The 24,146-nt window shown below is 61.9% G+C and carries 22 protein-coding genes; 13 read left to right on the top strand and 9 right to left on the bottom strand.

Annotated elements, in window-relative coordinates; all coding sequences use genetic code 11:
- Positions 1-26 precede the first annotated feature (26 nt).
- On the top strand, positions 27-560 hold the full coding sequence (locus ACF8R3_RS19270) for a DUF3299 domain-containing protein (protein WP_058638808.1): 534 nt from the start codon (positions 27-29) through the stop codon (positions 558-560).
- 13 nt (positions 561-573) lie between these two features.
- Here ACF8R3_RS19270 and ACF8R3_RS19265 read toward each other — a convergent pair whose 3' ends face one another.
- Positions 574-1,479, bottom strand: a complete 906-nt coding sequence (locus ACF8R3_RS19265) for a D-hexose-6-phosphate mutarotase (RefSeq protein ID WP_392516022.1) — start codon at positions 1,477-1,479, stop codon at positions 574-576.
- Positions 1,480-1,549: 70 nt separating this feature from the next.
- A complete protein-coding gene (locus ACF8R3_RS19260) occupies positions 1,550-1,948 on the bottom strand; it encodes an acyl-CoA thioesterase (RefSeq protein WP_003253317.1) in 399 nt (132 codons plus the stop codon).
- A 353-nt stretch (positions 1,949-2,301) separates the two neighbouring features.
- Here ACF8R3_RS19260 and ACF8R3_RS19255 point away from each other — a divergent pair, with 353 nt between their 5' ends.
- From ACF8R3_RS19255 to ACF8R3_RS19220, 8 genes are all read left to right on the top strand, one after another.
- On the top strand, positions 2,302-3,591 hold the full coding sequence (locus ACF8R3_RS19255; protein ID WP_392516038.1) for an MFS transporter: 1,290 nt from the start codon (positions 2,302-2,304) through the stop codon (positions 3,589-3,591).
- A 159-nt stretch (positions 3,592-3,750) separates the two neighbouring features.
- The gene (locus ACF8R3_RS19250; RefSeq protein WP_023532412.1) at positions 3,751-4,749 is read left to right on the top strand and encodes a phosphate ABC transporter substrate-binding protein PstS; all 999 of its coding nucleotides are present in this window, start codon (positions 3,751-3,753) and stop codon (positions 4,747-4,749) included.
- 137 nt (positions 4,750-4,886) lie between these two features.
- Positions 4,887-7,175 (top strand): ABC transporter permease subunit, encoded by a 2,289-nt coding sequence (locus tag ACF8R3_RS19245; protein ID WP_058638811.1) that lies wholly within the window; start codon positions 4,887-4,889, stop codon positions 7,173-7,175.
- A 71-nt stretch (positions 7,176-7,246) separates the two neighbouring features.
- The gene (pstA, locus tag ACF8R3_RS19240) at positions 7,247-8,863 is read left to right on the top strand and encodes a phosphate ABC transporter permease PstA (RefSeq protein WP_178091247.1); all 1,617 of its coding nucleotides are present in this window, start codon (positions 7,247-7,249) and stop codon (positions 8,861-8,863) included.
- Positions 8,864-8,967: 104 nt separating this feature from the next.
- On the top strand, positions 8,968-9,801 hold the full coding sequence (gene pstB, locus ACF8R3_RS19235) for a phosphate ABC transporter ATP-binding protein PstB (protein ID WP_196126602.1): 834 nt from the start codon (positions 8,968-8,970) through the stop codon (positions 9,799-9,801).
- Between the two features lie 107 nt (positions 9,802-9,908).
- Positions 9,909-10,679, top strand: a complete 771-nt coding sequence (phoU, locus tag ACF8R3_RS19230; RefSeq protein WP_058638814.1) for a phosphate signaling complex protein PhoU — start codon at positions 9,909-9,911, stop codon at positions 10,677-10,679.
- A gap of 163 nt (positions 10,680-10,842) precedes the next feature.
- Positions 10,843-11,739: a response regulator gene (locus ACF8R3_RS19225; RefSeq protein ID WP_058638815.1), complete on the top strand. Its 897-nt coding sequence runs from the start codon at positions 10,843-10,845 to the stop codon at positions 11,737-11,739.
- A gap of 110 nt (positions 11,740-11,849) precedes the next feature.
- On the top strand, positions 11,850-12,743 hold the full coding sequence (locus ACF8R3_RS19220) for a M23 family metallopeptidase (protein WP_058638816.1): 894 nt from the start codon (positions 11,850-11,852) through the stop codon (positions 12,741-12,743).
- Between the two features lie 33 nt (positions 12,744-12,776).
- On the opposite strand, the gene ACF8R3_RS19215 is transcribed toward ACF8R3_RS19220, so the two are convergent.
- The 5 genes from ACF8R3_RS19215 to ACF8R3_RS19195 all read right to left on the bottom strand — a co-directional run bounded on the left by ACF8R3_RS19215 (position 12,777) and on the right by ACF8R3_RS19195 (position 18,047).
- Entirely contained in the window at positions 12,777-14,117 is a 1,341-nt protein-coding gene (locus ACF8R3_RS19215) for a hemolysin family protein (protein WP_058602758.1), read from the bottom strand.
- A gap of 139 nt (positions 14,118-14,256) precedes the next feature.
- Entirely contained in the window at positions 14,257-15,564 is a 1,308-nt protein-coding gene (phoR, locus tag ACF8R3_RS19210) for a phosphate regulon sensor histidine kinase PhoR (protein WP_058602759.1), read from the bottom strand.
- A gap of 114 nt (positions 15,565-15,678) precedes the next feature.
- Positions 15,679-16,368, bottom strand: coding sequence for a phosphate regulon transcriptional regulator PhoB (gene phoB, locus ACF8R3_RS19205; RefSeq protein ID WP_023532543.1), 690 nt, complete (start codon positions 16,366-16,368; stop codon positions 15,679-15,681).
- A 231-nt stretch (positions 16,369-16,599) separates the two neighbouring features.
- Positions 16,600-17,490: a 4-hydroxybenzoate octaprenyltransferase gene (ubiA, locus tag ACF8R3_RS19200; protein ID WP_058638819.1), complete on the bottom strand. Its 891-nt coding sequence runs from the start codon at positions 17,488-17,490 to the stop codon at positions 16,600-16,602.
- Positions 17,490-18,047 carry a chorismate lyase gene (locus ACF8R3_RS19195; RefSeq protein WP_058638820.1) on the bottom strand — a complete coding sequence of 186 codons (558 nt, stop codon included), beginning with the start codon at positions 18,045-18,047 and terminating at the stop codon, positions 17,490-17,492. Before ACF8R3_RS19195 ends, ubiA begins: the two co-directional genes overlap by 1 nt.
- 167 nt (positions 18,048-18,214) lie before the next feature.
- On the opposite strand from ACF8R3_RS19195, the gene ACF8R3_RS19190 reads away from it, so the two are divergent.
- The 4 genes from ACF8R3_RS19190 to ACF8R3_RS19175 all read left to right on the top strand — a co-directional run bounded on the left by ACF8R3_RS19190 (position 18,215) and on the right by ACF8R3_RS19175 (position 20,553).
- Positions 18,215-18,382 carry a rubredoxin gene (locus tag ACF8R3_RS19190; protein WP_023532601.1) on the top strand — a complete coding sequence of 56 codons (168 nt, stop codon included), beginning with the start codon at positions 18,215-18,217 and terminating at the stop codon, positions 18,380-18,382.
- A gap of 13 nt (positions 18,383-18,395) precedes the next feature.
- A complete protein-coding gene (locus ACF8R3_RS19185) occupies positions 18,396-19,544 on the top strand; it encodes an NAD(P)/FAD-dependent oxidoreductase (RefSeq protein WP_078479357.1) in 1,149 nt (382 codons plus the stop codon).
- A 189-nt stretch (positions 19,545-19,733) separates the two neighbouring features.
- On the top strand, positions 19,734-20,033 hold the full coding sequence (locus tag ACF8R3_RS19180) for an HU family DNA-binding protein (RefSeq protein WP_058602763.1): 300 nt from the start codon (positions 19,734-19,736) through the stop codon (positions 20,031-20,033).
- A 145-nt stretch (positions 20,034-20,178) separates the two neighbouring features.
- Complete coding sequence (locus tag ACF8R3_RS19175; protein ID WP_078479356.1) at positions 20,179-20,553, top strand: helicase; 375 nt, start codon at positions 20,179-20,181, stop codon at positions 20,551-20,553.
- Between the two features lie 32 nt (positions 20,554-20,585).
- Here the strand turns inward: ACF8R3_RS19175 and ACF8R3_RS19170 are convergent, their stop codons facing one another.
- Together ACF8R3_RS19170 and recG are read right to left on the bottom strand one after the other, a co-directional pair.
- The gene (locus ACF8R3_RS19170) at positions 20,586-21,989 is read right to left on the bottom strand and encodes an HDOD domain-containing protein (protein WP_392516021.1); all 1,404 of its coding nucleotides are present in this window, start codon (positions 21,987-21,989) and stop codon (positions 20,586-20,588) included.
- Between the two features lie 75 nt (positions 21,990-22,064).
- Entirely contained in the window at positions 22,065-24,143 is a 2,079-nt protein-coding gene (recG, locus tag ACF8R3_RS19165; protein WP_023532570.1) for an ATP-dependent DNA helicase RecG, read from the bottom strand.
- Positions 24,144-24,146: the final 3 nt, after the last annotated feature.

The following is a 24,146-nucleotide window of genomic DNA, read 5'->3' as shown; positions in this document are numbered from 1 at the left end:
ATTCATCCCGAGTTGCCGAGCATTCCATGCGTGCCTTCTTCATTGCCCTCCTGTTGTCGGCCAGTTCCCTGGCCCATGCCGAACTGCCCGAGACCGACTGGCTGGAATTGATGCCCAAGTCGGACCAAAAGGCACTCGAGCAGATGCCTGAAATCGACCACAACTCCCCTGAAGCCATGGGTACCTTCACCGCCAAAGGCGGCTTGAAGCAGAGCAAGGGGTTGCCTGCGGTCATGTACTCGACCAAAACCGTGCCTGCCCTCAACGGCAAGGACATTCGCCTGGGCGGCTACCCTGTGCCGCTTGAAAGCGATGCAAAGGGCAACAGCACCCTGTTCTTTCTGGTGCCCTACCCTGGTGCGTGCATCCACGTCCCGCCACCACCACCTAACCAGCTGGTGTTGGTGCGCTACCCAAAAGGGCTGAAGATCGATGACATCTACACACCGGTGTGGGTCAGCGGCACGCTGAAGGTGGAAAAGGTCAGCAACGACCTGGCCGACGCGGCCTATGCCTTGGACGCCGCGAAGGTGCGGGTAGTGGTGGACGCCGATCTTTGAGGCGTGTGTGGGACTAGGCCTTTGAGATCACTTCACAATCGATCCTGACCCCCAGCGAGCTGCTGGCCCCGGGCTGCAACTGCACCACGTCATCCCATACGTTCGCCGTCTCGATGCACAGCATGCGCTGCCAGCCGTCATCGGCCATGTCCGGTAATTCCTTGGCCCGTGCGGTCCAGGGGTTCCAGATCACCGCTGAACGGGATCGGCTGCTGGTCAGGATGATCCGCCTGCCCCAGGACGGGTCGACGATGGTCAACGTTTGCGGCGTATTCAGATAGATCCGGTCCGTCTCGCCGCTAAACACCAGCGCGCCCTCCTGATGGCGCTGTTGCCAGTCGGACAGGGTTTCGATGTAAGACAAACCTTCGACACCGTGGACCTCGGCCTGGCGCACATCACTGACTGCAAAGTAACTGTGCAAGGCCTGGCTGAGGGTGACCGGGCTATGGCCAAGGTTGCGGCTGGTCAGTTGCAGCGTCAACGCCGCGTCCAGCACGACCACCAGCTTGAGCTCCACAGTGTGCGGCCACCCGGGCAACCCACCTTGCGCTTCGGCCATTTCGAACTCGATCCGCAGGCTTTCGCCCACTTCCTCAACGCCCAGCAATTGCCAGTCACGCGTCCGGACAAGCCCATGGGCTGGCGCGTGTTCAGCGTGGTACATGGACTGCACGGTTTCGGGGTTGCGCTGCAGGTTGCCGAACCAGGGCCAGCACACAGGCGCCCCTGCCCGAACCGACTTCCCCTGGCGGAAAATGGCCTCGTCGCTCAACCAGAGCAATGGCGGCTCGCCAGTGCGCTGATAGCTGAGGACCTGCGCACCCTGGCGGGCGATCAGTAGTTCGGCGAAGCTGCTGCGGATACGCCAGCAGTGAAGCTCGCCATGTTGCTCGGTCGATACCTGGAAGGTGGCCATTGCGTCATCTCATTAGTTGCCAGTGGGCCTTGGACCCGGTCGCAGGCAATGAGTTTACCGCCGGCAGGCCTCAGCGACGAGGGACGGAACGGGTACGGCCGCTGCCATCGATGGCGACGAAGACGAAGACGGCTTCGGTCACCTTGCGCCATTCGCTGGACAGTGGATCGTCGCTCCATACTTCGACCATCATCTGGATGGAGCTGCGTCCGATCTCCAGCGTCTGCGTATAGAAAGACAACTGTGCGCCCACGGCCACCGGTACCAGAAACGCCATGCGATCTATCGCCACGGTGGCAACGCGGCCACCGGCAACACGGCTGGCCATGGCGGTACCTGCCAGGTCCATCTGGGCGACCAGCCAGCCGCCGAAGATATCGCCAAAGCCGTTTGTTTCCCGTGGCAGTGCGGTGATCTGCAGAGCAAGGTCGCCCTGCGGAATTGGATCTTCTTGTTCGAGCTCAATCATGCGGTGGGGGCCTCTGACCCGTGACGCTTTTCTTGGATGCGGCGCTTAGGCCGGTAAACGATTCAGCTGACAACATACTACGCCGATTCGTATGACGGGACGGCCGTGGGAAATGCTTCGAAACCGTCTGAGTATAGTGACCGGTGTTTTCGCACAATATCCCACGCTAGCAAGACACATTTCGTACGAAACGCCAGTATATAGAGCATCTACGCGAGCGACGACCATGCGTTCTTGCAGGTCGGTAAGGATTGCGTGTCGCTTTCAGCCGTGTCCGGCAATTTGCTATCTTCGCCTTCGCCTTGAACAAGCCGCATCCCGTGTGGCCTTGCCCTATAAAGAGAATAACCGTGATGACTTCCGCGCCGAGCAGTATCGAGCAGGCCCCGCGGCCGCTGACCCGCAGTGACTACAAGACCCTTTCACTATCTGCACTGGGCGGTGCGCTGGAGTTCTACGACTTCATCATTTTTGTGTTCTTCGCCACCGTGGTTGGCAAGCTGTTCTTTCCGGCCGACATGCCCGAGTGGCTGCGGTTGATGCAGACGTTCGGCATTTTCGCCGCAGGCTATCTGGCACGGCCCCTGGGCGGCATCATCATGGCGCATTTTGGCGACCTGCTGGGCCGCAAGAAGATGTTCACCCTGAGCATCTTCATGATGGCCCTGCCCACCTTGATCATGGGCCTGTTGCCGACCTACGCGCAGATTGGCCTGTGGTCGCCGATCCTGTTGCTGTTGATGCGGGTGATCCAGGGGGCGGCCATCGGCGGGGAAGTGCCAGGCGCCTGGGTATTCGTCTCGGAGCATGTGCCGGCGCGCAATACCGGTTATGCCTGCGGCACGCTCACTGCCGGTTTGACTGCCGGTATTTTGCTGGGCTCGCTGGTCGCGACCTTGATCAACAGCGTCTACAGCGCTGAAGAAGTGGCCAGCTATGCCTGGCGAATCCCGTTCCTGCTGGGCGGCGTGTTCGGTCTGTTTTCGGTTTACCTGCGCCGTTGGCTGCATGAAACCCCGGTATTCGCAGAAATGCAGCAACGCAAGGCCCTGGCCGAAGGGCTGCCGCTTCGGGCCGTGCTGCGCGATCATCGCGGGCCCATCGTGCTGTCCATGTTGCTGACCTGGGTGTTGTCGGCAGGCATCGTGGTGGTGATCCTCATGACACCAGCCTTGCTGCAGAGCATCTATCACATCAGCCCTACCGACTCGCTCAAGGCCAACAGCCTGGCGATCGTGCTGTTGAGCCTGGGTTGCATTGGCGCCGGTAGCCTGGCCGATCGCTTCGGTGCAGGCCGTGTGTTCGTCATCGGTAGCCTGATGTTGCTGGTCAGTTCCTGGGCGTTCTACCACAGCTTGCCAACGCGGCCGGAGCTGTTGTTCCCGTTGTATGCGGTGACCGGCTTGTGCGTGGGTGTGATCGGCGCAGTGCCCTATGTGATGGTAAAGGCATTCCCGGCTGCGGTGCGCTTCAGCGGCTTGTCGTTTTCCTACAACGTCGCCTATGCCATCTTCGGCGGCCTGACGCCGATGGCGGTAACCGGGCTTCTGAAAGTCAGCCCCATGGCGCCTGCTTACTATGTGGCTGTACTGTGCGTGGTCGGCTTTTCGGTAGGTCTGTACTTGCTCGCCAAAAAGCGTTGAATCGCCTTGCCCACTGACACTTGCTCCCTGCAGGCAGCGCTTCGACACGATGATGGCATTTCATCCAATTGTCACAATCAAGTCATATCGTGTTCATGCGCGCTGCAGATACTGGCCCCCGTTCCCTCTCAGCACCCCCATTCCAGCTAGGAGCAAGGCATGAAATTGAAGCGTTTGATGGCGGCCCTTACCTTTGCCGCCGCTGGCGTTGCAACCGCCAACGCAGTGGCCGCTGTCGATCCTGCTATCCCGACCTACACCAAGACCACGGGTGTTTCGGGCAACCTCTCCAGCGTCGGCTCCGATACCCTCGCGAACCTGATGACCCTGTGGGCCGAGGCTTACAAAAAGGAATACCCGAACGTCAACATCCAGATTCAGGCAGCGGGCTCTTCCACGGCGCCACCGGCGCTGACCGAAGGCACCGCCAACCTCGGCCCCATGAGCCGCAAGATGAAGGACGTCGAATTGCAGGCGTTCGAGCAGAAGTACGGCTATAAACCGACCGCCATCCCGGTTGCGGTCGACGCCCTGGCGGTGTTCGTGCACAAGGACAACCCGATCAAGGGCCTGACCATGGCCCAGGTCGATGCCATCTTCTCCTCGACTCGTTTGTGTGGTGGCAAGGCCGAGATCAAGACTTGGGGCGATGCCGGAGTAACCGGCGACCTCGCCAACAAGCCGATCCAGCTGTTCGGCCGCAACTCGGTGTCCGGCACTTATGGGTACTTCAAGGAAGAAGCCCTGTGCAAAGGGGACTTCAAGCCCAACGTCAATGAGCAACCCGGTTCCGCCTCCGTGGTGCAGTCCATCAGCTCGTCGCTCAATGGCATTGGCTACTCGGGCATCGGCTACAAGACGGCCAGCGTCAGGACCGTGCCGCTGGCCAAGAAAGACGGCGGCGAGTTCGTCGAGGACAACGAGACCAACGCCCTGAACGGCAGCTACCCGCTTTCGCGCTTCCTGTACGTTTACGTCAACAAGGCACCGAACAAGCCGCTGGCCCCGCTGGAGGCCGAATTCGTGAAGCTGGTACTGTCGCAGGCCGGCCAGCAGGTGGTCGTCAAGGATGGCTACATCCCGCTGCCTGCCAAAGTCGTCGACAAGACCCTGGCCGACCTGGGCCTGTCCCACGCCGGCAACGTCGCCAAGCAGTAATCGAACCCTGCAGGGGCAAGCCGTTGGGCTAGCCTCTTCAGCACTCCCAGCCCGGGGCCAGCCTTACTGTGCTTCGGGCTTTCGTGCGTCACTGCATTGTCATGTTTTTGTCATACGGGACCGCTAGGGTGTGCCCCATGAATGATCTGGCCAACTCCACAATGACCCAAGATTCCCAGCCTGCACGCATCGATTTCAATACCCCGCAGTTGCAGCGCAAGCGCCGCCTGCGTGCGCTCAAGGACCGCCTGACGCGCTGGTACGTGCTGGTAGGCGGGCTGGCAGTGCTGGCTGCGATCACCTTGATCTTCTTTTACCTGGCGTACGTGGTACTGCCGTTGTTCCAGGGCGCCGAGCTGACCAGCAGGCAGGCATTGCAGCCTGCCTGGCTCAAAGAGGAGGCGGGCAAGCCGTTGATGATCGCCCTCGAGGAGCAGAACCTGGTTGGCATGCGGGTTTCGGACAAGGGCCAGGTGCTGTTCTTCGATACCAAGACCGGCGCAGCGCTCGAACGCGTCGACTTGCCCATCCCTGCCGGCGTACAGGTGTCTTCGATCGGTACCGATCAGCCAGGCAGCCCGATGGTGATGCTGGGGTTGTCCAATGGCCAGGCGTTGGTGTTCACCCATACCTACAAGATCACCTACCCCGGCAACAAGAAAACCATTACGCCGGCCATCGACTACCCCTATGGCGAACAGCCTTTCGTGCTGGATGAGCAGGCGCGGGCGCTGGAGCACGTCAGCGCCAGTGTCAATGGCGACACGTTGTTGCTGGCAGGCTCTACGGGCGCGCACCTGCAGGTCCTCGCGTTGACGCGCAGCGAAAACATGCTGACCGCCGAAGTCACCACCGAGCAGACCCGTATCGAGTTGCCGCAAATGACCGAAACGGTGAAGAACATCTTCATCGATCCGCGCCAGCAGTGGCTGTACGTGATCAACGGTCGCGCCACTGCCGACGTGTTCAGCCTGCGCGACAAGAGCCTCAACGGGCGCTATTCCCTGGCGCAGAGCGCCGATACCGAAGTGACGGCCACTGCCCAGCTGGTAGGCGGCATTTCACTGATCATCGGTGACTCGCACGGTGGGCTGGCCCAGTGGTTCATGGCCCGTGACCCGGACGGGGAGTCTCGTTTCAAGCAGATTCGTACCTTCCAGTTGGGCACGTCGCCCATCGTGCAGATCGACGCCGAGGAGCGTCGCAAGGGCTTCATCGCCCTGGACGCAGAAGGCAAGCTGGGTGTTTTCCACAGCACGGCGCACCGTACCCTCCTGGTCGAGTCCGTGGCCCAGGGCCCGGGTATCCTTGCCCTGTCACCGCGCGCCAACCGCATCATGATCGAAGAGCCCGGCAGGTTGTTGCCATTGAAGCTGCACAACCCCCATCCGGAAGTGTCCTTCAGCGCGCTGTGGGGCAAGGTGTGGTACGAGAATTATGACGCGCCCAAGTACGTGTGGCAGTCGACCGCGTCCAATACCGATTTCGAGCCCAAGCTGAGCCTTTCGCCCCTCACGTTCGGTACCCTCAAGGCGGCCTTCTACGCCATGATCCTGGCCGCGCCGCTGGCCATTGCCGCCGCGATCTATACGGCCTACTTCATGGCCCCTGGCATGCGCCGCAAGGTCAAGCCAGTAATCGAACTGATGGAGGCGATGCCCACGGTCATTCTGGGGTTCTTCGCGGGGCTGTTCCTGGCGCCGTACCTGGAAGGCCATCTGCCAGGGGTCTTCAGCCTTTTCCTGCTCATGCCGGTCGGCATCCTGCTGGCAGGGTTCACCTGGAGCCGGCTGCCTGAATCCATTCGTCTGCGGGTACCGGATGGCTGGGAGGCGGCGATCCTGATCCCGGTCATTCTGCTCACCGGCTGGCTTGCCCTTGGCATGAGCCCACACCTTGAAAGCTGGTTCTTTGGCGGCGACATGCGCCTGTGGATCACCAATGACCTGGGTATCACCTATGACCAGCGTAATGCACTGGTGGTCGGGATCGCGATGGGCTTTGCCGTCATTCCCAACATCTACTCGATAGCCGAGGACGCCGTCTTCAGCGTGCCGCGCAGCCTGACGCTGGGTTCCCTGGCGCTGGGGGCAACGCCTTGGCAGACCCTCACCCGGGTGGTGATCCTGACCGCCAGCCCCGGCATCTTCTCGGCGCTGATGATCGGCATGGGCCGGGCCGTCGGTGAAACCATGATCGTGCTGATGGCCACCGGCAACACACCGGTGATGGAGATGAACCTGTTCGAAGGCATGCGCACGCTGGCTGCCAACGTGGCGGTGGAAATGCCGGAATCCGAAGTTGGGGGCAGCCACTACCGGGTGCTGTTCCTCGCCGCGTTGGTGCTGCTGATGTTCACCTTCGTCATGAACACCTTGGCCGAGCTGATTCGCCAGCGTCTGCGCAAGAAATACTCGTCGCTTTGATAGAAAGGTAGCGATCCGTGAAAAAGGATTCCCTCAAAGGCTGGTTCAAGAGCGGTGCCCCCGGTGTCTGGATGAGCGGCGGCGCCGTGGCCATGGCGGTGATCATGACCGTTGGTCTACTGGCTGTGATCGCAGTACGCGGCCTGGGGCATTTCTGGCCGGCCGATTTGATTCAGGCCAGCTACGCCGTGCCGGGCCAGGCCCAGCAGACGGTCATCGGCGAAGTGGTACAGCAGGAAGAAGTGCCGCGTGCGCGCCTCAAGGGCGCCGGTTTGCCAGTGCCCGACCAGGGCCCGGAGTTCATGACACGCGAATTGATCAAGGTCGGAAACCGGGACCTCAATGGCAGCGACTTCACCTGGGTCGTGGGCGACTGGCTCGTCGATCAGCAGCGCCCCGAGCAGCTGATGGCCCTGGAACGGCGCGAGTGGGGCAACTTCTATGGCTACCTGGTGAGCGTCAAGGAACAAGGCCGGGTGGTGGCAGAAGGAGCAGCGGCCTGGGGTGAGCTGCAAGCGCGGCTGGCCCGGGCCAGCGAGCTCAACAAGACGCTGCAGGCGCTGGAGAAGAAAGACATCGGTGCCATCAACCATGGCCTGGAGCGGTTGCGCCTGCAGGCGCGCAAGCTCGAGCTCGAAGGCAAGCTGGACGCTGCGGCCCAGGCTGATATCGAGGCTGACCGTGCCGAGCTCAACAGCCGCTACACGGCCATCGAAGATCGCCTGTCCACGCTTCACCGGGATTTTGCCCGCGACACGCTGGTCGCGCGCGATGGCAATGGCCGTGAAGTCGAGATCAACCTCAGCAAGGTGGTCCATGCCTTCCAGCCCAACGGCATGTCGACCCTGGCCAAGCTGGGGGCTTACTTTGCCAAGGTGTGGGAGTTTCTCAGCGACGACCCGCGTGAGGCCAACACAGAGGGCGGTATATTCCCGGCTATCTTCGGTACTGTGATGATGACCCTGATCATGGCCGTGATCGTCACGCCCTTTGGCGTGCTGGCAGCGGTCTATTTGCGCGAGTATGCCCGGCAGGGGCCGGTGACGCGCCTGATTCGCATCGCGGTCAACAACCTTGCCGGTGTACCGGCCATCGTCTACGGCGTTTTCGGCTTGGGCTTCTTCGTGTACGTGCTGGGCGGCTCGATCGACCGCCTGTTCTTTGCCGAAGCCTTGCCGGCGCCCACCCTGGGCACGCCGGGCCTGTTGTGGGCGTCACTGACCCTTGCATTGTTGGCGGTGCCGGTAGTGATCGTGGCCACCGAGGAGGGGTTGGCGCGCATTCCGCGCACCCTGCGCGAAGGCTCGCTGGCATTGGGTGCCACCAAGGCCGAAACGCTGTGGAAGATTGTTCTGCCCATGGCCAGCCCGGCCATGATGACCGGCATGATCCTGGCCGTGGCCCGGGCTGCGGGTGAAGTCGCACCGCTGATGCTGGTGGGGGTGGTCAAGCTCGCGCCATCGCTGCCGGTGGATGGCAATTACCCCTACCTGCACCTGGATCAGAAGATCATGCACCTGGGCTTTCACATCTACGACGTAGGCTTCCAGAGCCCGAACGTGGAGGCGGCACGGCCACTGGTGTACGCCACTGCATTGCTGCTGGTGATGGTCATCGCGACACTGAACCTGTCGGCCGTGTGGATCCGTAACCACCTTCGTGAGAAATACAAGGCGCTCGACAGCTGAGCCAGGCGTCGAACGTTCAAGCGGCGTCGCCGACGCGAAGCGGCCGCTTCGTCCCAACGTGCCACTGGCGGCCATACGCCGGCAGCACCCAATGGAGTGAGACCATGCAGCAACAACCGCCTACCCACGGCATCGACATGTCCGCGCTGGGCCGCAGCAAACAGGGCCTGCGCCTGGCCGAGGAAACGGTCGCCATCGAAGTGCCTGGGCTTAGCCTGTTCTACGGCGACAAGCAGGCCCTGTTCGATGTCAGCATGAATATTCCCAAGCAGCGCGTGACGGCGTTCATTGGCCCCTCCGGGTGCGGCAAGTCCACCTTGCTGCGGACCTTCAACCGCATGAACGACCTGGTCGACGGCTGTCGTGTGCAAGGCGCCGTCAACCTGTACGGGCATGACATCTACCGCAAGGGCGAGGACGTGGCCGAGCTGCGCCGCCGCGTGGGCATGGTGTTCCAGAAACCCAACCCTTTCCCCAAGACCATCTACGAGAACGTGGTCTATGGCCTGCGGATTCAGGGCATCAACAAAAAACGTGTCCTGGACGAGGCCGTCGAGTGGGCCCTCAAGGGCGCGGCGCTGTGGGACGAGGTCAAGGACCGTCTGCACGAGTCGGCGCTGGGCCTGTCCGGTGGGCAGCAGCAGCGCCTGGTCATCGCCCGCACCATTGCGGTCGAGCCCGAGGTACTGTTGCTGGACGAGCCTTGCTCGGCGCTGGACCCGATTTCCACGCTCAAGGTCGAAGAGCTCATCTACGAATTGAAAACCAAGTTCACCATCGTCATCGTGACCCACAACATGCAGCAGGCGGCCCGCGTATCGGACTACACCGCCTTCATGTACATGGGCAAACTGGTGGAATTCGGTGACACCGATACCCTGTTCACCAACCCCACCAAGAAGCAGACAGAAGACTACATCACTGGCCGGTACGGCTGAAGAAACACCGCGCACTGCTGCTCGCCGCGTGAAGGCACTCGGCGCAGCGCAGGGGCACGCCTCGAACGACTTGAAGCTCGCAGCCAGCAGCTTCGCGGAGCCACAGCATGATCAACAAAGAAAGCCTGACGCATCATATTTCCCAGCAGTTCAACGCCGAGCTCGAAGAGGTACGCAGCCACCTGCTGGCCATGGGCGGGCTGGTCGAGAAACAGGTCAACGATGCGGTCACTGCGCTGATCGAGGCCGATTCCGGCCTGGCTCAGCAGGTGCGCGAGGTCGACGAGCAGATCAACCAGATGGAGCGCAACATCGACGAGGAATGCCTGCGTATTCTGGCGCGTCGCCAGCCGGCAGCATCGGACCTGCGGCTGATCATCAGTATTTCCAAGTCGGTGATTGACCTCGAGCGTATCGGCGACGAGTCGACCAAGATCGCCCGGCGGGCCATCCAGCTCTGCGAGGAGGGTGAATCGCCGCGGGGCTATGTGGAGGTGCGGCACATCGGCGATCAGGTGCGCAACATGGTGCGCGATGCACTCGACGCCTTCGCCCGCTTCGATGCCGACCTGGCCTTGTCAGTGGCTCAATACGACAAGACCATCGACCGTGAGTACAAGACAGCCTTGCGTGAACTGGTGACCTACATGATGGAAGATCCCCGTTCGATCTCCCGTGTGCTAAGTGTGATTTGGGTCCTGCGTTCGCTGGAGCGGATCGGCGACCATGCACGCAACATCTCCGAACTGGTGATCTACCTGGTGCGCGGCACCGATGTACGCCACATGGGCCTCAAGCGCATGACAGCGGAGGTGCAGGGTCGCGCCAATGCCGAGGGTGAAATACCTAATGTTCCAGCCGAAGCGGGCGATAAATAAAGTTCTCTCCGAGCATCGACGCCCGGCTTGTGCCGGGCGTTTTCGTTAGTACGCCTGGAGGTGCCAGAGACCATCGACCGGCTGTAGACGACCCGGCGTGACACAGGTGGTGGCAAGTGGCCAGCAAATGGCAGTAGGCTAGTCGGGTTCAGAAGGAGTATCGATGAGTAAAGTGAATGTGCTGGTGGTGGATGACGCGCCATTTATCCGTGACCTGATCCGTAAGTGCCTGCGCAACGCGTTCCCGGGCATGACCGTGGATGACGCCGTAAACGGTCGCAAGGCCATGACCCTGTTGGGCAAAGAGGCGTTCGACCTGGTGCTGTGCGACTGGGAAATGCCAGAAATGTCGGGCTTGGAGCTGCTCACCTGGTGCCGTCAGCAACCTGAGCTCAAGGGCCTTCAGTTCATCATGGTGACCAGCCGTGGCGACAAGGAAAATGTCATCCAGGCGATTCAGGCCGGCGTGTCGGACTTCGTCGGCAAGCCGTTCACCAACGAGCAGTTGCTGACCAAGGTCAAGAAGGCCCTGGCCAAGATCGGCAAGCTCGACAGCTTGATGAGCCCAGGGCCTGCGCGGGCTAATGCCGCGTTCGCCAACGACTCGCTCAACGCCCTGACCGCTGGACGGCCAGAAGCCGTCAAGGTAGCTGCGCCAGCACCTGTGCCTGCCAAGGCGGCCGCCACCCCTGCCAAGTCCAGCGCAGCGACACCCGCACCCAGCGGTCGCGGCCAGGGCCAGCTGCGTTTGGCGAGCGGCATGCAAGCCTGCGTGATCAAGGCCTTGAGCTTGAAGGAAGCCCTGCTGGTCGTACGGCGCAGTGAGACACTGCCGCAAGTGCTCGAAGGCGCCGTGCTGAACCTGGAGCAGGGCGAGAACGCGGAAATCGCGCGTTTGAATGGTTACTTGCACGCGGTGGCGGCCTTCGAGCCCAAGCCTGACAGCGACTGGCTGCAATTGACGTTCAAGTTCGTCGATCAAGACGCCCAGAAGCTGGACTACCTGTCCCGCCTGATCGCCCGCGGCACTGCCCAGAAGCATTTCACGCCAGGGGCCTGACGGGCCGCCGCAACAGCGAGCTGGCCAGCAGCATCCGACCAACTGTCATGGTGACCAGGGTGTCTGCTGCTAGGCTTGGACAGGTCCTTCACTGTCAAAAAGCCACCATCATGCATTCACGCCTGCTGCTATGTGCGTTAACCCTGGTCAGCGCCTCTAGCCTGGGCGTGACGCTGCACCCAGTCACCGATGAAACGGGAAGGGTGTCCTATGCGCAGCGACCCGGCCCGGGCATCAAGCCCACGGTCGTGGATGAGTCCACCGTGGAGATCAACGAACACGATGTGCGTCTCAACGCGATCGTGTTCCAGGGCGGCGTGAGCTTCTCGGCCCGCAACGAACTGCCGGTCGCCGTGCAGGTGGAACTGCGCCTGGATAACCTGGTTAACGCGCAGGGTGGCGACGCGCCGCGGACCGTGCGGCGTCTGTTGCCGCCGCGTTCGACCCAAGTGCTCAGCATCGTCCGGGGCCAGCCAGGCAAGCTGCTCAACTACCGCTCCACACTGCTGCAGGCCATGGGCGACCCCGGCAAGCGCCCACAAGGTTATCGCTATGCGTTTCCATGGGTAGGTGGGCCGTTTCGTGTGAGCCAAGGGCCCAATGGCAGGTTCAGCCACTTCGGGCCCAAGGGGCGCTATGCAATGGATATCGCCATGCCCGAGGGCACCACTATCGTGGCGGCACGCGAAGGGGTAGTGGTGAGCACGCGCAGCGAGCAGAGCGGGCGAGGGGACAATCCCTCGGGCAACTTTGTCCGCATTCTGCACCCTGACGGCACCATGGGGGTGTACCTGCACTTGATGCGCGGGTCGATCGTGGTCGCGTCCGGGCAGCGTGTGCGCCAAGGGCAGGTGTTGGCCAAGTCGGGCAACACCGGCAACAGCACCGGGCCCCATCTGCACTTCGTGGTTCAGCGCAATGTGGGGCTGGCGCTTGAGTCGATTCCCTATCGGTTCGACCGGCCGATCAGTGGGTTGCCCGACTACACCGCAGGCAACCCCTGATCAGGGCTTGATCGGGGCAGGGCGTCGATGTGCTCAGTCCAGCTTGAGCACTTTGGCCAGCACGATCTTGGGGCCTTTCATTTTCTTGACGATGATGCGCAGCCCTTCGACCTCGAGCACCTCTTCTTCTTCGGGTACGCGCTTGAGCGTTTCGTAGACCAGGCCGGCCAGTGTCTCTGCCTCGATATGGTCTAGGTCCACGCCCAGCAAGCGCTCGACCTTGAACAGCGGAGTATCGCCGCGCACCAGCAGCTTTCCTGGCTGATAGGCCAGGATGCCGCGCTCGGTCTTGCGGTGTTCGTCCTGGATGTCGCCCACCAGCACTTCCAGCACATCTTCCATGGTCAGGTAACCGATGACCTTGCCATCGGCCTCCTCGACCAGCACGAAGTGCGCACCGCCCTTGCGGAACTGCTCGAGCAATTGGGACAGCGGCATGTGCCTGGAAACGCGCTCCAGTGGGCGAGCCAGGTCTTCCAGGTCAATGGTTTCAGGCAGGTGTTCGAGTTCGGCGAGTTCGAGTAGCAGGTCCTTGATGTGCAGCAGGCCCGTGAACTCCTCGCGCTCGGTGTCGTACACCGGGTAGCGGCTGAACTTGTGACGGCGGATCAGGGCCAGTATCTGCTTGAGCGGGGCATGGGCGTCGATGATGACCATGTCTTCGCGAGAGTTGGCCCAGTCCACCACTTCCAGCTCACCCATTTCCACCGCGGACGCCAGCACGCGCATGCCTTGATCGCTTGGGTCCTGGCCGCGGCTGGAGTGCAGGATCAGCTTGAGCTCCTCCCGGCTGTAGTGGTGCTCGTGGTGCGGGCCGGGTTCGCCTTGGCCGGCAATGCGCAGGATTGTGTTGGCGCTGGCATTGAGCAGGTAGATGGCCGGGTACATCAGCCAGTAGAACAGGTACAGCGGTACTGCGGTCCACAGCGACAACAGTTCCGGCTTGCGAATGGCCCACGATTTGGGCGCCAGCTCACCCACCACGATGTGCAGGTAGGAGATCACGAAGAAGGCGACGAAGAACGAGACGGCCTTGATCAGCTCAGGGGTATCGACGCCAAAGTAGGCCAGCAGCGGTTCGAGCAAGTGCGCGAAGGCCGGCTCGCCCACCCAGCCCAGCCCCAGCGAGGCCAAGGTGATGCCGAGCTGGCAGGCAGAGAGGTAGGCATCGAGCTGGTTGTGAACCTTGCGCAGGATGCTGCCGCGCCAGCCGTGCTGCTCGGCGATGGCGTCCACGCGGGTTGCGCGCAGCTTGACCATGGCGAACTCGGCGGCAACGAAGAAGCCGTTGAGCAGCACCAGAACCAAAGCAAAAATGATCATGCCGAAATCGGCGAACAGGGAGGTGAGGCTGATACCAGGGGAAGGGTCCATGATGGAGTTTTTACGGGATCCGTCTTGAAGATGAGAAAAGTGCCGGCTCCAGCCGGCGCAAGGGATCAAATGTAGCGGCTAGGGCCGCAAAAGCAAAGGGCGACCACTTGATCGATGCTGCAAAGTGGCCCGAACGGCCTCAAACCTTACCTGTGACCTGTTGCGCCACTGCAAAATGGCAGGTGAAGGTGCTGCCATGGCCTGGCACGCTGCTGATCTCCAGGCGCCCGCGGTGGCGCATCAGCACATGCTTGACGATTGCCAGCCCAAGGCCCGTGCCACCGGTATGAGATGCACGGCTCGAATCCACCCGATAGAACCGCTCCGTCAGCCGTGGCAGGTGCTTGGCATCGATGCCGGGCCCTGAGTCCTGCACCGACAGATGGGCGCCTTGGGCATCGGCCCACCAGCGAATGCGAATGCTGCCCTCGTCCTGGGTGTACTTGACGGCATTGAACACCAGGTTGGAGAACGCGCTGCGCAATTCCGACTCGCTGCCCTTGAGCCAGATGCCTGGCTCGGCCTCCAGGGTAATGCGCTGGTTGCGCGGCCCGGACAACGCTTGCGCGTCTTGCTTGATCGCACTGAGCAGGGTGTCCACGGCCACTGGCTGGTTGTCGGACGGGTAGTCGGTGGCCTCCAGCTTGGCCAGCAGCAGCAGGTCGTTGAGCAGCGTTTGCATGCGCGAGCCCTGTTGGCTCATCTGCTGCAACGCTCGGCGCCAGCGGGGGTTCACGTCCTCGACGTTATCCAGCAGGGTTTCCAGGTAGCCGGCAATCACGGTCAGCGGCGTTCGCAGTTCGTGGGACACGTTGGCCACGAAGTCCTTGCGCATCTGTTCGAGCTGGTGGATGCGGGTGACGTCCCGAACCAGCATCAGGTGTTCGTTGTTACCGTAGCGTGTGATGTGCAGTTGCACCCGCATGCGATCGTTGATGGGGGATGGAATCTCCAGTGGCTCGACATAGTTTTCGGTTTCGAAGTATTCCTTGAAGCGCGGGTGCCGCACCAGGTTGGTCACCTGCTGGCCGCCGTCCTGGGGTGTCTTGAAGCCCAGGAGCGTCTCGGCTGCGCGGTTCCACCACTCCAGGTTGCCGTGGCTGTCGAGCATGATCACGGCGTCGCGCAGCGCTGCGGTGGATTCCTGCACCCTGTCGATCACCGCTTGAAGCCTGCCACGCACACGCTGGTCGCGTCGTTGCAGATGGTAGATGCTGTCGAACACCTCGCCCCATAGGCCGTAGCCGTCAGGCGGTGCTTCGTCCGGTTGGTGATTGCGCAGCCAGGCATGCAGGCGCAGCAGTTGCTTGAGCGTCCAGCCCAGGTAGAGAGCCAGGCCAATGGCCAGGCTCCAGCCATAGTAGCCACTGACCAGGCCACCGATCAGGCAAAGGGTGATCAACAGCAGCAGGTGGCGAATCAAGGTCGCATGCCAGTTCTGGTTCAATTGGGGATCCTTCGAATCCAGCGATCAACAGCAAGCACGAACCTGCATGCAGAAGCGGATCGGTAGCGCGTTCACGTCCATTCGACGGCTTTGAGCCGAGTGCTGCGTTTCAGGTCAGACCTTGGTCGAAAAGCGGTAGCCTGTGCCGCGAACCGTTTGTACCAGGTTTTCATACGCCTCACCCAGCGCCTTGCGCAAGCGGCGAATGTGGACATCGACCGTGCGTTCCTCGACATAGACATTGCCCCCCCATACCTGGTCCAGCAACTGGCCGCGGGTATAGGCGCGTTCCTGATGGGTCATGAAGAATTGCAGCAGGCGGTACTCGGTGGGCCCCATCTCGGCCGGCTTGCCATCGATGGTGACGCGATGACTGATAGGGTCCAGCAGCAGCCCGCCCACTTCGATCGGCGTCTCGCCATCACTGGGGCCGGTACGTCGCAGCACGGCCTTGAGGCGGGCTACCAGCTCACGCGGCGAGAACGGCTTGGTGATGTAGTCGTCCGCACCCACTTCCAGGCCTTGGATCTTGTTGTCTTCCTCGCCCTTGGCGGTGAGCATGATGATCGGAATGTCCCCGGTCAGCTCGTCGCGCTTGAGCCGCCGGGCCAGTTCGATGCCCGAGGTGCCGGGGAGCATCCAGTCCAGCAGAATCAGGTCCGGCTTACGGTCGACGATGATGGCATGGGCCTGTTGGGAGCTTTCTGCTTCCAGGCACTCATAACCTGCCATCTCCAGGGCCACGGCAATCATCTCGCGGATGGGCGCCTCGTCGTCGACGATCAGAATATTCCTGCCAGCCATGCTCAAAACCTCTCCTGGATTCGCTGTCTTGGCCCCGCATTAGATAACGGAATTATTGCAGCTGTGTGACAGGGTGTTGGCGGTTCTCGCGACATTCAATGACTGGGCCAGGCTTGACCGGGGCGGCGGTTGCACCTGTAACCAACGCTTTACCCCCTCGATACGGTGAATCCTCATGCGGTGTGCACCAGGTGGACCTTGCTTAGGTGGTGCCGCGCCTCAACCCACCGCTCAACGTAGCGCGTAATCCAGTACCACGCCCATGAACACCATCAGCCCGGCCCAGTGGTTGTGCAGGAACGCCTTGAAGCATGCGTCTCGATCCAGGCGGCGGGTGGACCAGAATTCCCAGGCGAAACAGCACGCGGCGCCCAGCAGGCCCAGGTAGAACCAGCCGCCGAGGGCGAAGCTGCTGCCGGCCAGCATCAGGCAGCCCAGCGAAAGGCCCTGCAAGCTCAGGATTATCACCCGGTCAGCCTCGCCGAACAGAATGGCCGTGGACTTCACGCCGATCTTCAGGTCATCGTCGCGATCGACCATGGCGTAGTAGGTGTCGTAAGCCACCGTCCACAGCAGGTTGGCGATGTACAGCAGCCAGGCAGCGGCCGGCAGCTCGCCGCCAGCAGCGGTGAAGGCCATGGGGATACCCCACGAATAGGCGGCGCCCAGCACCACCTGTGGGTAGTAGGTGTAGCGCTTCATGAAGGGGTAGCAAAATGCGAGCGCGACGGCCGCGAACGAAAGCCAGACGGTTTGACTGTTGGTGCACAGCACCAGCAGGAAGCTCACGCTTACCAAAACGGCAAACAGCGTCAGCGCTTCGCGGGGGCGTACACGCCCGCTGGCCAAGGGTCGATCGGCGGTGCGCTTGACGTATCCATCCACCTTGCGATCGGCAAAATCATTGATGCAGCACCCGGCCGCGCGCATGAGCACCACGCCCAACCCGAAGATCAGCACATTGGCCAACGAGGGTGAACCCTGACCTGCAATCCACACCGCCGACAGGGTTGGCCAGAGCAGCAGATAAATGCCGATGGGCCTGTCCATGCGACTTAGCTGGACAAAGTCCCAGGCGCGCGGATGAAGACGGTTCAGCGATTTGAGCAGTTGCAGGTACATCAGCGGGTATCCTCGCGTGCCACCTGCCACAACGCCGGCAGGAACACTTCGGCGACAAGCAGGTCGAGTTCATCTCGGGAGAAGCGTGAACGACGTCCCCACAAGCCTGGGCTTGCAACTTCAGCAGGGAGCCAGGCTTCGGGGTAGTGGCATACCTGCAGGGGATGGCGGGTGAACGCTTGATCGCAGAACAGCAGCTCGCCCAGCGAGCGACTACCGAGCGATTCAAGGTCCAGGCCGCCACGTTCGAGCGTCGCACGGCTGGCTACGCTGCGGGCGAATACCCACGGCTGGCCATGCCCGCGCAGGAACACTTCCCTGACCCAACCCTGGGCGCCGAGCGCGATGCCAAGGGCTTGGCATTCATCCTCGCGCAGCGACTGCCAGCCTTCGAACAGGGGCGTTACGCAGAAATCGTCGCCGGACAGTCGGGTCAGCCGACGTGTGAGCGAGCCCTCATCGAACAACCAGTCCAGCATGGAGGGGGCGAGGCTGGCCTGCACCTGTGGATACGCTAGCCACGCGACAGCGGCTGCGTGCGGGGTTGGGTACGACACGTCGGTCTGCTTGTTACAACCAAAGAGGCCGCGAGCTTAGCATGAATGCCCCGACTGCTTGCATACTGCCGGCAGGGCCGCTACAAAGCCTTTCGATTGCACCTTGGCCCGTGAAGAGGCCGCACGTCCAAACCCAAGCCGAGCCTGAACCGAGGAAACCCGTTCCGATGAAAAAGTGGCAATGTATTGTCTGCGGTCTGATCTATGACGAAGCCGATGGCTGGCCGGATGATGGAATCGCGCCCGGCACGCGTTGGGAAGACGTACCCGAAGACTGGCTCTGCCCAGACTGCGGGGTTGGTAAGAGCGACTTTGAAATGATCGCCATCGGTTGATCGAGGAAACCCCATGACGCCTCCTGTAGTCATCATTGGCACCGGGCTTGCGGGCTACAACCTCGCCCGGGAATTACGCAAGTTCGATGCACTCACCCCCGTGCTGATGATCACTGCCGATGATGGGCGGTCCTACTCCAAGCCCATGCTCTCGACCGGCTTCGCCAAGCAGAAGGACGCCGAGGGGCTGTGCATGGCCGAGCCCGGCGCCATGGCCGAGCAATTGAACGTCGAGGTGCGCACCCATACGCGCATAACGGGTATCGACCCAGGCCACAAGCGCCTATGGATTGGCGAGGAGGCAGTGCCCTATCGCGATCTCGTCCTGGCGCTGGGTGCACAGACCATCAGCGTGCCTGTGGAAGGTGACGCCAGCGACCTGATCTTCCCGATCAACGACCTTGAAGACTACGCGCGCCTGCGCGCCGCGGCTGACGGCAAGCAGCGGGTATTGATCCTGGGCGCCGGTCTTATCGGCTGTGAGTTTGCGAACGACATGCGTCTTGGTGGTTTCGAGGTTGATGTGGTCGCGCCCTGCGAGCAGATCATGCCCACCCTGTTGCACCCGGCAGCGGCCCAGGCGGTACAGAGCGGGCTACAGGGTATCGGCATTCGCTTTCATCTCGGGCCCGTGCTGACGCGCTTGCAGCGCCAGGGGCATGGCGTGCGTGCACAGCTGTCCGACGGCCAGGTCATCGCGTGCGACCTGGTCGTGTCGGCCGTAGGCCTGCGCCCACGAACGGACCTGGCTGCCGCAGCGGGCCTGCAGACTGGGCGGGGTATCTGTGTGGACCGATTCCTGCGTACCTCCCATGCCAATATCCACGCCTTGGGCGATTGTGCCGAGGTTGACGGCATCAACCTGCTCTACGTGATGCCGTTGATGAGTGGCGTTCGAGCGCTGGCGCAGACACTGACAGGCACCCCCACTGCCGTCAGCTATGGACCAATGCCCATCACCGTCAAGACGCCTGCCTGTCCTGTGGTGGTGTCGCCACCGCCGAATGGGCAGATTGGTACGTGGCAGGCAGAGGGTGAGGGCAATGACGTCAAAGCGCTCTGCCACGCCGCCGATGGCCAGCTGATCGGGTACGCCCTTACCGGCAGTACCGTGATGGAAAGACTGATGCTCAACCGCCAGCTTCCACCCGTCATGGCGTAAATAGCGCACGAACTGTCGGGTATGCCTTTTTTGCTTGTGCATTCTGGCCGTACCGATACTGGCGCGGTACTCAAGCGCGTGCCATTCTCACACTCGTCTGCCGCGGCTTAGAGCCCGTGGCGCCTTGAACGCTGCCCTTGAGGCGGCACGGCATAACAACAAGAATTCCGTCAAAGAGGCTTCATCATCATGCGCAAACCAGAACTCGCCGCTGTCATCGCCGAGAAGACCGACCTGACCAAAGACCAGGCCAACGAGGTGCTGAACGCGATTCTCGAAAGCATTACCCAGGCTGTGAACAACGATACAGTGACGCTGGTGGGGTTCGGCACGTTCGAGAAGCGTCATCGTGGGGCGCGAACCGGTAAAAACCCGCAGACGGGTGAGCCCGTCAAGATCAAGGCAAGCAACACGGTAGCCTTCAAGCCAGGCAAGAACTTGCGCGACAGTATCAACGTGCCCGCCAAGCCTGCTAAAAAGACTAAATGACCTAGGCCTGTCAGCGGCATGACGATCAATCGGGCGCCCACAGCGCCCGTTGTCTTCGCATACGAAAAAGATTCTTCGATTCCCTGAAAAGCACATAAAGCGGATAAACTGGCGCTCACAGTCACTTCTTAGACGAGACGCTCAAATGAAGTTCCGCTTACTTCTCTGGGTCCTGGGCCTGCTGATGGCCAGGGCAAGCCGAAACAATCCGGCTTTCCAGCAGCAGCTCAAGGGCAAGGATCTGGTGTTCCAGATGCAAACCCTCGACGGCAAGATCGCTCGGCACTTCATCGTCGCCAACGAACGCATCCGTAGCAAAGGGGGCGCGTTCGCGCAGCCTGCCTTCGCCATCGCCTTCAAGGATGCTGCCTATGGCTTCACTACCCTGCAGGCGCGCAACAAGCAGCTGGCATTCATGCAGGGCATCCAGGACAAGGCGATCCAGATCAAGGGCAACCCGGCCTTGGTGATGTGGTTCCAGGGCCTGATGAAGTACCTGAAACCTAAAAAGAAGCATTGACCGCGCAGGGGCCGAGCGACGGCCCCAGTCAATCAGTGTGGCGCAGCGAACTGGGACGCAAGCTCGCGCAGCAAGGTCTCAGCCTCGAGTACCTTGTTCACGACATCATTGGCCTTGTCGCGGGAAAGCCCAAGACGCTCAAGCAATGCATCGGGAATCTCCTCTTTCGGGCCCGAGCCGATACCCCGTGAGCGAAGCAATCGAGTCGCGAGGAAGACCAGGTTGGGAAAGGCTGCATAGTCGCCCTCGTAGTTGGGGTCATGCTGGAAGCGCAGCGCCGTGGACAACTCCTCGGGCATGTCCCACAGCTTCATCAGCCAGGCACCAATCTGCTCGCGGCTGATCCCTAGAAGGTGGCGCTCCACATAGGTGTGGCACAGATGGGGGTTGACCTCCAGATGCCGACAGATCAGCGAAAAATGCGGTGGAAACACATGTGCCAGCAGCAAGTACCCGAAATTGTACAGAAGACCGGCAAGGTAGGTGAGGCCTGCCTCAGGTCGTTCGGCACGGGGCATTGCACGGGTAAGGCCCTCGATGACAGCCGCTGTGTAGATGGAGTGCTGCCAGTAAGGCGTCGCTTGCTGAGGCTGGTCCTTGGGTAGGCTGAGCGTCTTGCCCATGGCCAGGCCCAAAGCCAGGTTGATCACCAGATCGAAACCCAGCACCCTGACAATCGCATCCTCGACCGAGCGTACCTTGCCGGGCGAGGCGTAATAGGGCGATGCCGCCCAGCTCACGACCTGCGCAGCCAGCGCCGGGTCGGTTTCCACCACCCCGGTGATATCGTCGATGCTGGCATTCGGGTCGACACGCAGCTTCATGATCTTCTGCGCGGTATCGGCCAGGGGCGGGATTTCGATGGTTTCTTCGAGCCGCTTTTGAATGCGTCGTGCAGTGAAGGCCTGAACTGCCTGGCTGATCTCGCGGGTGTCATCGTCCGGACGGTCCAGGTTCAGGGCAATGGCCTGCACCTCCTGCCCGAATGCGCTGGCGCTGGCTTTGCTCAGCAGGCGTTTGAACGGGTCACGGTCGATGGCCAGCAGCAGGCCTTCCTGGCCTGACTGAATGAACACGGTCGCGGGTTCGAGCAGGCTTTTTTCGTACTGGCAAGGTGAGCTGGTCAGCGCCGGTATGCCTGGAAGAACCTTGAGATGGTGTTTCTCCAGCATTTGGCGCAAGCGGGGCACCGGCACAGCGGTAAGTGTCCGGCCAGTCAGCTCGGTGAGCCGGCTCAGGTCCAGCAGTTGGCTTTGCGGCAGCAGCACCATCAGTGCGCCCACCTCGTCGTCCAGCAGCACCGCCTGTACACAGGCTTGAGCCGGCGGGGGGGGATGCGCCAACACTTCACGGTAGGCAACGCCGAGCTTGTCGAGCAGCAACCGGATAACCGACGGTGTTTGTGGGGTTGCGGTGTCCAAGGCAGCTTGAGTCATGGTCCGTGTCCACTGGTTCCTAAAAGCGAAGTATAACCAGCCTCGCCGGGAGGCTGGATCCATTGACCGCTTGGGTCAGACTTGGCCGTACTGTTGCCCGTGACGCAGCCAGCGTTCAAGCAAGGGGCTGACATGTTCCGGCCAGCGGGCCACTAATGCCTGGGCTGCATCACGAACGGCCGGAAGCAGATCGGCATCGCGCATCAGGTCAGCGACCTTGAACTGCAGCAGACCCGTCTGGCGCGTGCCGAGCATCTCGCCCGGGCCGCGCAGCTCCAGGTCCTTTTCCGCGATGATGAAGCCATCGTTGGTTTCGCGCATGATGCCCAGGCGCTCGCGGCCCACCTGTGACAAGGGCGGGTGATACAGCAGAACGCAGTGGCTGGCAGCGCTGCCACGGCCCACCCGCCCACGCAACTGGTGCAGCTGGGCCAACCCCAGGCGCTCCGGGTTTTCGATGATCATCAGGCTGGCGTTGGGCACATCGACGCCAACTTCGATCACGGTCGTGGCAACCAGCAGCTGCAGATCACCGGCTTTGAATTGCGCCATGATCTCGGCTTTTTCTGCCGGTTTCATACGCCCGTGAATCAGCCCGACCCGCAATTCGCCCAGGGCGCTGCCAAGTTCCTCGTAGGTGCTCTCGGCGGCCTGGCAGGTCAGCTCTTCAGACTCCTCGATAAGGGTACAGACCCAGTAGGCCTGACGCCCTTCAGCACAGGCGGCGCGTACCCGCTCGACCACTTCGAAGCGACGGCTGTCGGCCACCAGCACCGTGTTGACCGGTGTACGCCCGGGAGGCAATTCGTCCAGCACGGAAGTATCCAGGTCAGCATAGGCGCTCATGGCCAAGGTACGCGGAATGGGCGTCGCCGTCATGATCAGCTGATGAGGACACAACTCGCCATTCACACCCTTTTTGCGCAACGCCAGACGCTGCTGGACGCCAAAACGGTGCTGCTCGTCGATGATGGCCAGGGCGAGGTGCTTGAACTTGACCTCTTCCTGGAACAGGGCGTGGGTACCCACCACCATTGGCGCACCGGCGGCGATCTGCTCCAGTGCACTGACCCGGGCCTTGCCCTTGAGCTTGCCGGCCAGCCAGGCGACTTCGATGCCCAGTGGCTCCAGCCAGCGCTTGAAGGTGATGTAGTGCTGCTCGGCAAGAATCTCGGTAGGTGCCATCAGCGCCACCTGGTAACCCGCCTCCAACGCCTGCAGGGCTGCCAGTGCCGCGACCACGGTCTTGCCGGCGCCCACATCACCTTGCACCAGGCGCAGCATGGGTTCGTGCTGGCTGAGGTCGTAGGCAATTTCATTGGCGACCCGCTGCTGCGCCCCCGTAGGCTTGAAGCCGAGATTGGCCAGGTACTCGTCCTGCAGGCGTGAAGGCTTGGGCAGCACCGGTGCGCGCAGGCTGCGCAGGCTTTCGCGCAATCGCTGCTGCGACAGCTGGTGGGTCAGCAGCTCTTCGAATGCCAGGCGGTGCTGGGCCCAGTGGTGGCCTTCGGCAAGCTCATCGAGGTCGGCGTCAGCCGGCGGGTTGTGCAAGTACCGTATGGCATCGTCCAACGGGGCCAGCTGATAATCGCGCGCAAGCTCCTCGGGCAGCCAGTCCGGCAGGCTGCGCGGCCCGAGCAAGGCCAGGCTCTGTTGGCAGAGCAGGCGTAGCCGTTGCTGGGTGAGCCCCTCGGTAGACGGGTAAATCGGGGTAAGCGTCTGTTCGACCGGCGGCGGGGGTTCGTCGCCGTTCAGTGCACGGTATTCCGGATGATAGATCTCCAGGCCCGATGCGCCCGGCCGGGCTTCGCCATAGCAACGCAGGTGAGTGCCGCGCTTGAGCCCTTCCTTCTGTGCGTTGCTGAAATGGTAGAAGCGCAGGCTCAGCACGCCGCTCCCGTCGCCCAGACGAACGACGAGGCTACGTCGCTTGCCCATGGTCACGTCCGCGCCGCTGACCACGCCCTCGATCACCGCGTCCTGCCCTGGCCGCAGTTGCCCGATCGGCACCACGCGGGTGCGGTCCTGGTAACGCAAGGGCAGGTGAAACAACACGTCCTGCAGGTTTTCCAGGCCCACCTTGGCAAGCTTCTGCGCCATGGCGTCACCGACACCCTTGAGCACAGTGACCGGTACCTTCGACAACTCACTCATGGC

This window comes from Pseudomonas sp. FYR_7 (assembly GCF_043106155.1).
GTDB lineage: Bacteria > Pseudomonadota > Gammaproteobacteria > Pseudomonadales > Pseudomonadaceae > Aquipseudomonas > Aquipseudomonas parafulva_B.
Note: the sequence above shows the minus strand (reverse complement) of the source record. Positions and strands in the feature narration are given on the sequence as shown.